The following is a 14,297-nucleotide window of genomic DNA, read 5'->3' as shown; positions in this document are numbered from 1 at the left end:
GCCGTTTTCAGAAGAAAGAGGCCGGGAGCCAGAACATGAAAAACAGAGCCGGAAGACTCAGTACGGGACAGGGAGGCAACAAACTGGTTGCTGGCCTGATCGTAGCGCTGATTGCACTCACCGTCCTGCTCGTTGCAGTGCTGTTCATTATCAACAGAGACAGCCAGCACGATCAGCAGTACATCGCCAACACCGCAGAAATGCGGGTGTTGTCTCAGGAAATCGCGAAGAACGCCACCGAGGCTGCCGGCGGTACCGCCGAAGCCTTCGACCAGCTTCGTCGCTCCCGGGATGAGTTCCAGCAGCTCTGGACCACGGTAACCGAGGGCAACCCGAACTCCGGCCTGCCTGCCAGTGAGCTGGCACAGCAAAGCGGCGTACAGGACAACTGGAACACCGTCCGTGAAAACGCCGACAGCATCCTGTCCACCCGCGAAGCGGTGCTCGGCCTGCACGAGGTAGCCCGCACCCTGAACGAAACCATTCCCCAGCTGCAGGTGGAATACGACGACATCGTTCAGATCCTGCTGGATAACGGCGCTCCCGCCGAACAGATTTCCCTGGCCCAGCGCCAGTCGCTGCTGGCGGAGCGGATTGTGCGCTCGGTCAACAACGTACTTTCCGGTGATGAAGACGCTGTTATTGCCGCCGACCGTTTCGGCCGGGATGCCAGCCTGTTCGGGCGTGTACTCGATGGCCAGCTGAATGGCAACCCAGCCATGGGCATTTCCCGTGTTGCTGACGAAGATGCCATTTACGGCCTGGAAGCGGTTGATGAGCTGTTCCAGTTCGTTTCCCAGAACGTTGACGCCATCCTTGAAGCCTCTCCCGACCTCTTCAAGGTACGTACCGCCGCCAGCGATATCTTCCAGAACTCCGAAAACCTGCTAGCTGAACTGTCGGCACTGGCCGAAGGCTTTGCCCGCCAGTCCAGCTCCCGACTGGTCAGTCCCGCCCTGGCCTTCGCCATCTTGGCCGCCATGGTCGCCATCGTTGTCTTCATCGGCCTGGCCCTGTACCGCGACGCCCAGGCCCGCCTGGCAGCCACCCAGGATCAGAATGAACAGAACCAGAACGCGATCCTGCGTCTGCTCGACGAACTCGCCGACCTGGCGGATGGTGACCTGACCACCGAGGCCACAGTAACCGAAGACTTCACCGGTGCTATCGCCGACTCCATCAACTACGCAATCGACCAGATGCGTGGGCTGGTACAGTCCATTCGTGGTACTGCAGTACGGGTAGCCGGTGCCGCCCAGGAAACCCAGTCTACGGCCATGCACCTGGCCGACGCCTCTGAGCACCAGGCTCAGGAAATTGCTGGCGCCTCTGCGGCGGTGAATGAAATGGCAGTATCCATCGACCAGGTGTCCTCCAACGCCGCCGAATCCTCTGCGGTTGCGGAGCGCTCGGTTGCGATCGCCAAGAAAGGCGCGGAAGTGGTACAGAACACCATTCGCGGTATGGACAACATCCGTGAGCAGATCCAGGAAACCTCCAAGCGGATCAAGCGCCTGGGTGAATCCTCCCAGGAAATCGGTGACATCGTATCTCTGATCAACGACATTGCCGACCAGACCAACATACTGTCTCTGAACGCCGCTATCCAAGCCTCTATGGCCGGTGATGCAGGCCGAGGCTTTGCGGTCGTTGCCGACGAAGTTCAGCGACTGGCTGAACGTTCCTCTGCGGCAACCAAGCAGATTGAAGCGCTGGTTAAGACGATCCAGTCTGACACCAACGAAGCGGTTATCTCGATGGAACACACCACCGCCGAGGTGGTTCGGGGTGCCCGCCTGGCACAGGACGCGGGTATCGCGCTCGAAGAAATCGAGAACGTATCCATGTCTCTGGCGGAACTGATCCAGAACATCTCCAACGCGGCACGCCAGCAGTCGTCTTCTGCGTCACACATTTCCAACACGATGAACGTTATCCAGGAAATCACCTCGCAGACGTCTTCCGGTACCAACGCAACCGCCAAGTCGATCGGTAACCTGGCGGAAATGGCCTCTGAGCTGAGATCGTCGGTAGCTGGCTTTACGCTGCCAGACGAAGACACCGCCGATCACGAGGAAGCGGAACACAGTGACGTACCGGTGATCAGCTGATCACCGGTACCGGGCAAATAGCGGTTTATGTCGTACACGCATAACCAGTCGTCGCCCAAGGAAGGTCTCTGGTCGATGCGCCGACTCCCGGATATGGACGAGGCGCAATTCCACCAGTGGCAGACGTTGCTGGAGCATCGCACCGGCATCACGGTTACCGCAGGCCGACGGTCGTTTCTGGAAACCAACTTGGGTATCCGGATGCGAGAGATCGGATGCGGCAGCTACCAGGCCTATTACGAGAAAATCGTATCCGGCCCCGATGCCGTGCGTGAATGGGCCACCCTGGTGGATCGCCTGACCGTGCAGGAGACCCGTTTTTTCCGGGATCCGGATGCCTTCAGGCTGGTGGCTGATTACGTGCTGACCCGCCCCCGTGAACAGTTCAGAAAACGGGCCCTTGAAGCCTGGAGCGTTGGTTGCTCAACCGGCGAGGAGCCCTATACCCTCGCCATGGTGCTCAACCAGTGTATGGCTCAGCTCGGAGTGCAGCCCTTGTATGGCGTAACCGGCTCGGACATCAGCCAGCCGGCCATCGAGAAAGCACGCCTTGGACAGTTCAATGCCCGAAAACTGCAGGGAATGGATGACGATCTGAAATCCCGGTATTTCCGCCCCTCGGAGCGGAACACCGTTGAAATTGTGAACAGCATCCGTGACCGGGTGTGCTTTACCAGGCTCAATGTACTGGATCTGGACGACGCACCCATGCACGGCATGAACATTATCTTCTGCCAGAACCTGCTGATCTATTTCCGTCGCTGGCGCCGACGGGAAATCGTCAAACGGCTCGCAGAGCGTCTGGCACCGGGGGGGTTACTGGTGCTTGGCCAGGGTGAACTGACCGACTGGCAGCCACCAGGCCTGCAGAGGGTACCCTCGGAACATGTACTGGCGTGGATCAAACGCCAGTCCGACGAAGAATAACCGGAGTGGTTATGGGCAATCACCATGACAGTATCGCCCTCGACTGGGTTCGGGGAGAAATACAGGACACGCTGACACAAGGCCAGCACGCACTGGAAGCCTACGTCGAAAACCGCGACGATACGGCCCGCCTGCGCTTCTGCCTGAATTATCTCCACCAGGTGCATGGCACCCTGCAAATGGTCGAGCTCTACGGTGCAGCACTGCTCACCGAAGAAATGGAGAAGCTGACACAGGCCGTTCTCAATGAGACCGTGGTCAGCGTTGATGATGCTGTCAACGTGCTGATGCAGGCCATTCTCCAGTTACCCCAGTATCTGGAGCACCTGGGCAGCAGCAATGACGATTTCCCGATGGTGCTGCTGCCGCTGCTGAACGATCTTCGCGCAGCCCGCGGCGATTCCCTGCTTTCAGACACGTCCCTGTTCAAGCCGGATCTATCGCCCTCCCGGATGGCGGTCAGCGGCAAGGTGTCTGAACGCCTGCAGGATCCGAAAGTATTGGGCCATCTGCGCAAACTGCGCCAGATGTACCAGTTCGCGCTGGCCGGTGTCATTCGCGAAGCCGACCTGGACGCCCATTTCGATTACATCCAGAAAGTCATCCAGCGTCTGGCCAAGCTGTGCCAGAGAACCCCCCGGGGTGAGCTCTGGAAGGTTGCCAGTGCCTTTGTGGAAACACTTCAGGCCAGGGAAAACCCGGTCAACACTGCGGTAAAATCCCTGCTCCGGGAGCTTGATTCGGAAATCCGTCGCCTCACCGACGAGCACGCCGACATTCTGCAGCAACCGGTGCCGGAAGCCCTGTTCAAGCATCTCTTGTACTATGTTGCCAGAAGCCGTGAACTGGATCGGCCCCAGGTTCAGGCACTGCGCCAGGCCTATCAGCTGGATCATGCCCTGCCCTCCGACGATGACGTCGACCAGGCGCGCTCACGGGTTTCCGGCCCCGGCCGTGATGCTATCCACTCCGTGGTCAGCGCACTCAATGAAGAACTGACCCGGCTAAAGGATCAGCTGGACTTGTTCGTGCGGGCAGAGCTGCGCCAGAACAACGAACTGAATGAGCTGCTGCCGGGCCTGCGCCAGGTCGCCAACACTCTGGCCGTGCTGGGCCTGGGCATTCCCCGTAAAGTCGTGGTCGAGCAGGTCGACCTGGTCGAAAAACTGGCCAGCCAGCACGACCCGGTCGACGACGGCACCCTGATGGACATCGCCGGTGCGCTGCTCTACGTAGAAGCCAGCCTGGCCGGTCTCGACAGCGAGAAGCGCCAGGTACAGTCTGCCGGTTCCGAAGAAGAAGCCGCAGCAATCAAGATGGGCTCCCGGGAACTGGGCGAAGCCAATGAAGCGTTGCTGAGAGAGTCCAGGAACACCCTGGAACAGGTAAAGTCGGCCATCGTCAACTTCATCGCCTCCCAGTGGGATACCCGCGAAATCGATCATGTACCCCAACTGCTGCACAGTATCCAGGGTGGCCTGGGACTGGTGCCCCTGGAGCGGGTAGCGGCCATGATCGGCTCGGCAGAGCACTATGTCACCGATGTGCTGCTGAACAGTCAGCAGGTACCGGACTGGAAGCAACTCGACACTCTGGCCGATGCGGTAACCAGTATCGAGTACTACCTCGAGCGCCTGGCGGAAGGCATCAGCGACAACGACGCCATTCTGAGCATCGCCGAAGACAGCCTGGCCCGCCTTGGGTTCCCGGTTGGCCAGAAGCCAACCTGGCAGCAGGAAGAAACACAGATTCCAACGGTGGAAGCGGTCGCGGAAGCCACCGGCACAGCCGATGCAGAGTCGGATGCCAGCGATACCAAAGCGTCAGACACGGAGCTGGTGGACGACGAAATCCTGGCCATCTTCGTTGAAGAAGCCGAAGAAGTCCTGCAAACCATTCATGAGTATTTCCCGCGCCTGCGTCAGGATCATGACGACCGGGAATCACTGACCGAAGTCCGCCGGGCATTCCACACGCTCAAGGGCAGCGGCCGCATGGTGGGTGCAACCAGCATCGGCGAACTGGCCTGGTCAGTGGAGAACCTGCTCAACCGGGTAATCGACCAGACCATCAAGGCCACCGACGACCTGTTTACCCTGATTGACCAGGTCAATCTTCGCATTCCGTACCTGATACAGGAGTTCCGCAGCGGCAATGCCGACGGCGACGTAAGTGCCCTGACCGCCAGAGCAGAAGCTCTGGCCACGACCCGGCGTGCAGAAACTGCAGAACCCGAAAGCACAACGGCCCAGGCAGACACCGCTGGTGACCAACCGGCTCCGCAACCGGCCGATGCAGTACCAACCCTGGAAACCACGCCGGACAACGCTGACCAGGGCGACAACGACGACCTGATCGACGACGAAATTCTGGAGATTTTCGTCGAAGAGGCGGGAGAGGTACTCGATACCATCCGTGAATACCTGCCCATGTTGCTGCGCCAGCATGACGACCGCAGTGCCCTGGCCGAAGTCCGCCGGGCGTTCCACACACTCAAAGGCAGCGGCCGGATGGTGGGTGCCCTGGTCATTGGCGAGCTGGCCTGGTCCGTTGAGAACATGCTCAACCGGGTGATCGACGGCAGCATCTTCATGAACGATGACGTCGCCAGCCTGCTGCAAGACGTAACCGAGGCCGTGCCTGCCCTGGTTCAGGACTTCGAGCAGCGCCAGCCTGCCAGCCTCGACACCTCTGTCATGGAAGCCCGGGCCGTCGCCCTGGCCAACGGTGAAATTCCGGACGCAACCAGCATGCCGCTGTCTGACCATGACACAGACACCGATGACCATGCCGTTCCGGGCGACGACGAGGGCATCGATCCAGTACTTCTGGACATTTTCGAAACCGAAACCGAAACTCACCTGCAGACCATCCGGGCTTATCTGAGTGCGTCCGAAGGCAAGATCACCGCGGCCTACACCGACGATCTTTCCCGTGCACTGCACACCCTCAAGGGCAGCGCACACACCGCAGGCATTGCCCCCATTGCCGATGTCATAACGCCGCTGGAGCGCTTCGTCAAGGAGTCCAGGGCCCAGAACAAACGGGCAGACCGCGAGGTTCTCTCGCTCATCGAGGAAGCCGCAAGCTTTCTGACCGATGGCCTGTCGCAGATACGGAAGAATCCGCAGGCACCACTGGCGGGAGCCACGCCCTACCTGGAGCGTATGGAAAGCATCAGCCGCCGTATTCTTGCGCCCAGAGCCGAAGCCGATTCCACCCAGCCGGTGGCACAGCCGCCATCGCAGCTGGTGCAATTGTTCCTGGGTGAAAGCATCGATATCGTGCTCGACGCCGAGCACATCCTCGACGGCTGGGCCCATCACCCCGAAGAGCACGCGCCCCTGCCGACACTCCGAGCAGAACTCGACCAGCTCTGCCGGGGCGCCTCGGAGGCTGGCCTGACCGACGTGGCCGATCTGACCGCTGCGCTGGCCCGGGTGTACCATGCAGTGCCCGAACAAAGTGAACCTTTGGATAGTGACGTATTCCAGACCCTGCAAGCGGCCCACGAACAACTGATCAACATGATGGATCAGGTAGCAGCTGGCCTGACCACCGAACCGGGCGCAGGCCTGATCGAACAACTCGATGCCCTGGCGGACAGAGTCGCAGCTCTGCCCTCTGCACCAACAGAATTTGAGCAGCAATTTACCGGTGATCTGGAAGAAATCGACCTCAGCCTCGACATGGACGAGCTTGATGAGCATCCGGAAATCCAGCCCGCAGAAACCGAACTGCCGTTGCCTGAGACATCGGAAGACGACCAGGCAATGGATGAAGAACTGGCGGAGATTTTCCTGGAAGAAGCCAGGGATCTGGTAGACAGCACCGCCGAGGCTCTGCACAGCTGGAGCGAAGACACAGGTAACCTGGATCATTTGCGGCTGCTTCAGCGCGATTTGCATACCCTCAAAGGCGGTGCCCGACTGGCGGATATTGAAGCCGTAGGCGACCTGTCCCACGAACTGGAAACCCTGTTTGAAGGCCTGGTTGAGCAGAAATTCGCCGTTACCGATGCGCTTTCGGACATCCTGTTCCGCTGTCACGACCGGCTGGCAGGCATGGTTGATGCCCTTGAGACCCGTGAAGCACCCAGGCCCGCACCGGATCTGATTGCAGAGATTCACAGCTATATTGATGGCGCCAACGGCATCCGCCCGGTTACCGATATAGCTGGCGCAGACGAAGCCGACGCAGAGACCATCGAACTGTCTGCCATCGAGGGCGATGACGCACCGGAGCCCGCGCAAACAGAAGAGCAGGCAGTACCGGCAGCGGGCCTGGCCCACCTGGACCCGGAGCTGGTCGGCATCTTCCTGGAAGAGGCCTACGACCTGATCAACTCCACCGGCAGTGCCCTGCACAGCTGGAGCGAGAACACCTCGGACCGCGCAATCGCCGCAGAACTGCAGCGTGATGTGCACACCCTCAAGGGCGGCGCCCGGATGGCCGGGGTCGATGCTATTGGCGAACTGACCCACGTTCTGGAAGACCTCTTCGAAAAGGTCGCCGAAGGCCAGCTCGCCGCCAGCGACGACATGATCAACCTGCTGTTCGCCTGCCACGACCGGCTGGCCCAGATGGTTGACGACGTAGCAGCACAGAAGCCCTGCATCGCGGCTGACGATCTGATCAACCAGGTTCAGGCCACCCTGAGGGGTGAATCGCCATCGGCGGAAGAACTGACATCGCCCGAAGCTGCGCACTCCGAAATCGAACACCGGGAGCCGCAACCGAAGACGGAAGCTGAGACAGCACAGAGCGCTGATAACGACGACTACAACGCCCTCGACGACCTGACCGAAATCTTTCTGGATGAGGCCCATGAAATACATGAGGCCATCACCGAGTGTCTCGATCAGTGGCGTGATGAACCGGAACAGCTGACCGGCGTCGCCCGCCTGCAACAGGAGCTGCACACCCTTAAAGGGGGTGCCCGCCTGTCCGACGCCGATCCGATCGCGGATCTGGCCGAAGCCTGGGCCGAGGCCCTGGATCAACTGGTTGCCGGAGAGCGGGATCAGCACACCCTGCTTGAACTCAGCGGCCGTGCCAACCTGGCACTGAACACCATGCTGGGCGCCATTGAAGCAAGCGGTCAGGCCCGCAGCGATGCGGAACTGATCAGCCTGTTCAGCCATGCCGGAAAGTCGGAGGCAACGACAGCCTCTACAGAGGCTGCCGCCGATAACCACGACAACGGTGAGGAAATTGACCCGGAAGTGCTGGAAATCTTCCTGGAAGAAGCCGCCGAGATCATGGATCAGCTGGAACAACTGCTGGACGACTGGCGCCGCGACCCCGGCAACGAACACTTCAACCGAGAGGCACAGCGGGCACTGCATACCCTCAAAGGGGGCGCGCGACTGTCCCGGCTGACGGCTCTGGGCGACAAGGCCCACGCCTTTGAAACCCGCCTGATCGATCTGGGCGGCAACAAACCGGACGATGGCCAGTGGCAGGCCATCACCGCAGATCACGACGCCATCATCGAACTGGTCGCCAAGGTGCGCGAAGGCTTTGAAACCGGTTCGATCCAGGAACAAGTGACGGCACCCGCGCCTGTACAGCCGGAGTCGAAGGCGGAACCCGCCTCGCTTGCCAGCGCCGAACGTCCAGTTGACCAGGCACCGGAGCGCACTCCTGAGCCGCAACTGCAGCCAGAACCAAAACCCGCCAGTTCCCCGGCAAAAGCCCGTCGCAAGGCCTTCGACGCCCAGCGGGCTGCCCAGGAAACCATCCGGGTTTCTGCGCCCCTGCTTGACGAACTGGTTAACCTGGCGGGTGAAACCAGTATTACACGGGGTCGTCTGGAACAGCAGTCCAGTGACTTCAGCTATACCCTGGATGAAATGGCCGCCACCATCGAGCGTCTGCGGGAGCAGCTACGCCGGATGGATATCGAAACCGAGGCCCAGATTCTGTTCCGGGCCGAGCAGGAGCACGGGCCGGACTATGGCGACGACTTCGACCCGCTGGAAATGGATCGTTACTCGTCCATCCAGCAGTTGTCCCGGGCCCTGAGCGAGTCCACATCGGACTTGGCAGATCTGCGGGAAACCCTGGCAGACCGGGTGCGTGATACCGAAACACTGCTGGTGCAGCAGTCCCGGATCAACACCGAGCTCCAGGAAGGTCTGATGAAGACCCGGATGATTCCGTTCGCATCCATGGTGCCAAGGTTGCGCCGTATTGTCCGCCAGATCAGTGGTGAGCTCGGCAAGAAAGTGGAGTTCGACGTTCGCAACGCCGAAGGCGAGATGGATCGCAACGTACTGGAACGCATGGTGGCACCGCTGGAGCATATGCTCCGCAACGCCGTCGACCACGGCATCGAGCTGCCGGAAGAGCGCAAGCAATCCGGCAAACCGGCCACCGGCGAAGTAGTTCTATCACTGACCCGTGAGGGTGGTGACGTGGTCTTGCGCATGATCGATGACGGCAAGGGCATTCCGTCAGACGTCATCCGCGACAAGGCCATTCGCCGGGGGCTGATGCGCGCCGATGAGAGCCTGTCTGAGCGTGAGATTCTGCAGTTCATTCTCCAGCCCGGCTTCTCCACCGCCCAGCAGGTCACTCAAATCTCCGGCCGTGGTGTGGGCATGGATGTGGTCGCCAGCGAGATCAAACAACTTGGCGGCAGTCTCGACATTGATTCGTCACCGGGCCGGGGCAGTACCTTTACCGTACGCCTGCCCTTCACCGTATCGGTGAACCGCGCATTGATGGTGTCGACCGGTGAGGATTTCTATGCCATTCCTCTGAACACCATTGAAGGTATTGTCCGGGTCAGCACCTATGAGCTTGAGGAATACTACAAGCCAGACGCTCCCCTGTACGAATACGCGGGCCAGCAATACCGCCTGCAGTATCTGGGCAGTTTGCTGAACAGTGATCACCAGCCCAAGCTGCAGGGTCAGGCCCTGCCGCTTCCGGTGATCCTGGTGCGTGGTGCCGAGCAGCCCATGGCGCTACAGGTAGACCATCTGATGGGCAGCCGGGAAATCGTCGTAAAATCCCTGGGGCCGCAATTCAGTTCGGTGCGGGGTGTGTCCGGTGCCACCATTCTGGGTGATGGCAACGTGGTGGTGATTCTCGACCTGCCAGCCATGATCCGTTCCGACATCCTGTCCGAGCGCCAGCGCCTGGCCAACTTGGACAAAGCCCGCGACGGCAGCCGCTACCAGGAAAGCGCCCGAACGGTGATGGTGGTGGACGACTCGGTCACGGTGCGCAAGGTAACGTCACGGTTGCTGGAGCGGAACGGCATGGAAGTGGTAACCGCCAAAGACGGCCTGGATGCAGTCGCCCAGCTGCAGGATCATCGCCCGGATATCATTCTGTTGGACATCGAAATGCCGCGGATGGACGGCTTTGAAGTGGCCAGCTTTGTGCGCCATGACGACAACCTGAAAGATACGCCAATCTGCATGATCACCTCGCGAACCGGCGAGAAGCACCGGGAGCGGGCTCTGGCCATTGGCGTCAACGAATACCTGGGCAAACCCTTCCAGGAAACCGAGTTGCTCGATACCATAAAACGGTTGACCGGTAACCGGTAATGACCGCTGCCCAGGGACGGCCGCGCATCGGGATCGTATCGGATGTCGTGCTGCAAAGGCACCGGTTGCAGGAGGCCTGCGCCAGGTTCGGCCTGGCCGCCTGCTTCAGCGGTGACCCGGAACGGTTGATGGCCTACCCGGCCTTTCCGGATGCCGGTTTGTGGCTGGTAACTCTGCTGGATGAGGCCGACCATCCGGCGCTGCTGGATCACCTGCTGGACAACACCGAAGCACCGGTGCTGTTCGGGGTGGATCAGGCACCGAAGCCGGGCAGTACCGAGTATTTCCGCTGGGAACGCCGGTTACTCGACAAGCTGGAAAAACAGCTGGGGCATCTGGAACAGCTGGACTCGGCAGACACTCTTGAGGAACTGGCCGAACCGGAAGACAACGGCACCATCACGCCGCCAGCACTGCCCCGATGGATTGCTCCGGCCGCCCCGGGTTCGGTGGCCGAGGAAGTCTGGATTCTGGGTGCGTCACTGGGTGGTCCGGCGGCGGTCAAGAAATTTCTGGATCACCTGCCGCCCGGTTTACCGGTCGGCTTTGTTTACGCCCAGCACATTGATGGAAACTTTACCGATGTGCTGACCCGTGTTCTGGGCCGTCACGCCCACTACAGTCTGAAAAAGGCAGAGGCTGGCTACCGGGTTTGCAACGGCGATGTGGTTCTGCTGCCGGTAGAGCGGGAATGGGCTTTCGACAGCCAACGCAAACTGGCCGAAAAAAACACACCCTGGCCCGGCCCCTATGGCCCGTCTATCGACCAGGTGCTGCTGAACGTAGCAGACGCCTACGGCAAACAATGCCATGCCATTCTGTTTTCCGGCATGGGCAACGACGGTGCGCTCGCGGCCCCCATGCTCAAGGCCTACGGCAGCCGGATCTGGGTTCAGGAAAGCAACAGTTGCGGCAACAGCTCAATGCCGGAGTCCGTCGCCGCAACCGGGTGCAGCAGTTTTTCCGGCACGCCGGAGCAGCTGGCGGCCGAACTGGTCAAAACCATTGAGAACACCTGTCTGCTCAGAAGCAGGCAACAACGGGATTCCGTCTGAGGTAGCATGCAATGAACGAAAACAGCCAAGCCCTCTCCTGCGTGATGATCCCCGTCTCGGATCGGCAGCTGCTGCTGCCTAACGTATCGATTGCCGAGGTGGTGGATTTCAGCAGCACAGACGCAGGCACCAATACACCAGACTGGCTGATCGGCTTTCTGGACTGGCGGGGTCTGGCTCTGCCCGTAATCTCCTACGATGCGGCCAATGGCGGCAAGCTCATTGTGCCCGGCGACAGCCGCGGGCGAATCATCGTACTCAACACCATCGGCCAGCAGCACAGCCAACACCCCTTCATGGCACTGGTTACCCAGGGTATCCCGAGCCAGACCCGGCTGAACGAAGAACAAGTCCGGCAACTCGATGGCGATACCGGCCCTGCCGACCTGATGCAGGTAGAGGTGGACGGCGAAACCGCGTGGATTCCCAACCTGGAGTTTCTGGAATCACTGGCGATGACCGTTTCGCCCTGACCGACCCCGGCTGGCACCACCCCCTGCTAATGTTATAATGTTTCAAATTTTGCAGGATGTCATGCCATGCCGGAACACCCGCTGCCCTACCGCCCGCACAATCACGATGCCTGTGTCAGCCAGGCCCTGGCCGATGCCCAGGCTATCTGCCGGAAACAGAACGCCCGCCTGACGCCTATCCGCGAACGGGTTCTGGAGCTAATCTGGCAGGCCCACAAACCACTGGGTGCCTATGAATTGCTGGCCAGGCTCGGTGAGGATGGCCAGAACGCAGCGCCGCCCACCGTTTACCGGGCACTGGATTTTCTACAGCAGCACGGGCTTGTGCATCGGATCGCGTCGCTCAACGCGTTCATCGGGTGTGCCCACGCCGGAGAGTATCACCGGGGCAGCTTCCTGATCTGCCGTGACTGCGGCACAGTCCTGGAGCTGGCTTGTCCGGAACTCAACAACGCTATCGAATCCGCAGCCCGGCATCAGTCCTTCCAGCCGGAAGAGGTTACCCTCGAGATTGCCGGTCTTTGCCCTGGCTGCCAACAGGCAAACCACCATGACTGAGGCACTGGTTAAACTGGATTCGGTCTCAGTAGAATTTGATGGCAGGGCGGTGGTAGACCGTGTAACTCTGAGCCTGCAACGGGGCGACATCATTACCGTTATTGGTCCGAACGGCGCGGGCAAAACCACCCTGATCAAAACCGTTCTTGGCATCCAGAGGCCCACCCGTGGCCAACTGGCGATGGCGGCCGACCTGGTGATCGGCTATGTGCCTCAGCGCCTGACCCTGGAGCCGACGCTGCCCCTGAGCGTGCAACGCTTTATGCTGTTGAGCGGCCACAACCTTGCCGAGTGTACCTCGGCTCTCGGCCGCACCGGTGTCAGCCATCTGCTCGGCGCGTCGGTTCATCATCTGTCCGGTGGGGAAAGACAACGCCTGCTGCTGGCCCGGGCGCTGGTGCGTAAACCGGATCTTCTGGTACTCGACGAGCCCGCCCAGGGGGTCGACATCAACGGCCAGGCCACCCTTTATGAACTGATCCGCGAGCTCAGAGACGAACTTCACTGTGGCGTGATCATGATCTCCCATGACCTGCACCTGGTGATGGCGGCCACCGACAAGGTTATTTGCCTGAACCAGCATGTCTGTTGCAGTGGGTTTCCAGAAGACATCTCCAAAGACCCGGCCTTTATCGAAACCTTTGGCCATCAGGTTGCCGAATCCCTGGCGGTTTATCACCACAACCACAACCACCGGCACAATCTGCACGGCGATGTGGTTGGTGCAGGCGACACAGGCGGAGGCTGCGGGCATGACCATCATTAACGCCATTCTCGGGGATTTTTTCTGGCGGGCGCTTCTGGCTGGTGCCGGTGTGGCCCTGGTGGCCGGGCCCCTGGGATGCTTTGTGGTCTGGCGCCGTCTGGCCTATTTCGGCGACACCCTGGCCCACTCGGCATTGCTGGGCATCGCCCTGAGTTTCCTGATCCGGTTGCCCTTGAACCTGGGTGTGGTCATCACCTGTGTGTCGGTGGCTCTGGTGCTGGTGGCACTGTCCCGTACCCGGACACTCGCCACCGATACCCTGCTCGGCATTCTCGCCCACAGCGCGCTGGCCATTGGTCTGGTGGCGCTGAGCTTTATGCCGAACGTACGGGTGGATCTTACCGGCCTGCTGTTCGGAGATCTGCTGGCCGTTACCCGCCAAGATCTGCTGTGGATCTACAGCGGTGCGGTATTTGTGCTCGCCTTGCTGGCCGTGCTCTGGCGCGGCCTGTTGATGAGTACCATCCACGAAGAACTGGCCAGGGTTGAGGGCATTCCGGTTGAACGGCTGCGCCTGGTGCTGATGCTGATGTTCTCACTGGTGATTGCGGTGGCCATGAAAATGGTGGGCGTTCTGTTGATCACCGCCTTGCTGATCATTCCTGCCGCCACCGCCCGACGCCTGGCCCGAACCCCGGAACAAATGACCTTGCTGGCGATCCTGTTCGGCCTGGTTGCGGTTGGTGGCGGTCTGTCGCTGTCCTGGCATCTGGATACACCCGCCGGTCCGTCCGTGGTGGTCACCGCCTTTGCCGTGTTTCTGCTGGTTTACGCGAGTGCGCGAAAATAGCCGCGTTCGGGCAGCGCATCGCTTTCCGTTCCCACCGGGCTGAACTAAAGTT

The 14,297-nt window shown here is 60.4% G+C and carries 8 protein-coding genes; all 8 read left to right on the top strand.

The window, feature by feature from the left end; genetic code table 11:
• Nucleotides 1-35 precede the first annotated feature (35 nt).
• The 8 genes from C7H09_RS05640 (at nt 36) to znuB (ending at nt 14,245) form a co-directional block, all read left to right on the top strand.
• The gene (locus tag C7H09_RS05640) at nt 36-2,111 is read left to right on the top strand and encodes a methyl-accepting chemotaxis protein (protein ID WP_106761633.1); all 2,076 of its coding nucleotides are present in this window, start codon (nt 36-38) and stop codon (nt 2,109-2,111) included.
• 27 nt (nt 2,112-2,138) lie between these two features.
• Nucleotides 2,139-3,038, top strand: coding sequence for a CheR family methyltransferase (locus C7H09_RS05635; protein WP_106761632.1), 900 nt, complete (start codon nt 2,139-2,141; stop codon nt 3,036-3,038).
• 11 nt (nt 3,039-3,049) lie between these two features.
• Entirely contained in the window at nt 3,050-10,603 is a 7,554-nt protein-coding gene (locus C7H09_RS05630; protein WP_106761631.1) for an Hpt domain-containing protein, read from the top strand.
• Entirely contained in the window at nt 10,603-11,658 is a 1,056-nt protein-coding gene (locus C7H09_RS05625; protein WP_106761630.1) for a chemotaxis protein CheB, read from the top strand. Before C7H09_RS05630 ends, C7H09_RS05625 begins: the two co-directional genes overlap by 1 nt.
• An 11-nt stretch (nt 11,659-11,669) precedes the next feature.
• Nucleotides 11,670-12,131 (top strand): chemotaxis protein CheW, encoded by a 462-nt coding sequence (locus C7H09_RS05620; protein WP_106761629.1) that lies wholly within the window; start codon nt 11,670-11,672, stop codon nt 12,129-12,131.
• A gap of 66 nt (nt 12,132-12,197) precedes the next feature.
• The gene (locus C7H09_RS05615; RefSeq protein ID WP_106761628.1) at nt 12,198-12,689 is read left to right on the top strand and encodes a Fur family transcriptional regulator; all 492 of its coding nucleotides are present in this window, start codon (nt 12,198-12,200) and stop codon (nt 12,687-12,689) included.
• Nucleotides 12,682-13,455 (top strand): zinc ABC transporter ATP-binding protein ZnuC, encoded by a 774-nt coding sequence (gene znuC / locus C7H09_RS05610; protein WP_106761627.1) that lies wholly within the window; start codon nt 12,682-12,684, stop codon nt 13,453-13,455. The genes C7H09_RS05615 and znuC overlap by 8 nt, the downstream gene beginning before the upstream one ends.
• Nucleotides 13,442-14,245, top strand: coding sequence for a zinc ABC transporter permease subunit ZnuB (gene znuB, locus C7H09_RS05605; protein ID WP_106761626.1), 804 nt, complete (start codon nt 13,442-13,444; stop codon nt 14,243-14,245). Before znuC ends, znuB begins: the two co-directional genes overlap by 14 nt.
• Nucleotides 14,246-14,297: the final 52 nt, after the last annotated feature.

Source organism: Marinobacter fuscus (genome assembly GCF_003007675.1).
GTDB classification, from domain to species: Bacteria; Pseudomonadota; Gammaproteobacteria; order Pseudomonadales; family Oleiphilaceae; genus Marinobacter; species Marinobacter fuscus.
This window is presented reverse-complemented; position numbering and strand designations above follow the sequence as displayed.

Excerpts from the sequence above, each read along its gene's own strand:
- C7H09_RS05640 (WP_106761633.1), top strand. The coding sequence starts at position 36 with ATGAAAAACAGAGCCGGAAGACTCAGTACGGGACAGGGAGGCAACAAA.
- C7H09_RS05635 (WP_106761632.1), top strand. The coding sequence starts at position 2,139 with ATGTCGTACACGCATAACCAGTCGTCGCCCAAGGAAGGTCTCTGGTCG.
- C7H09_RS05630 (WP_106761631.1), top strand. The coding sequence starts at position 3,050 with ATGGGCAATCACCATGACAGTATCGCCCTCGACTGGGTTCGGGGAGAA.
- C7H09_RS05625 (WP_106761630.1), top strand. The coding sequence starts at position 10,603 with ATGACCGCTGCCCAGGGACGGCCGCGCATCGGGATCGTATCGGATGTC.
- C7H09_RS05620 (WP_106761629.1), top strand. The coding sequence starts at position 11,670 with ATGAACGAAAACAGCCAAGCCCTCTCCTGCGTGATGATCCCCGTCTCG.
- C7H09_RS05615 (WP_106761628.1), top strand. The coding sequence starts at position 12,198 with ATGCCGGAACACCCGCTGCCCTACCGCCCGCACAATCACGATGCCTGT.
- znuC (WP_106761627.1), top strand. The coding sequence starts at position 12,682 with ATGACTGAGGCACTGGTTAAACTGGATTCGGTCTCAGTAGAATTTGAT.
- znuB (WP_106761626.1), top strand. The coding sequence starts at position 13,442 with ATGACCATCATTAACGCCATTCTCGGGGATTTTTTCTGGCGGGCGCTT.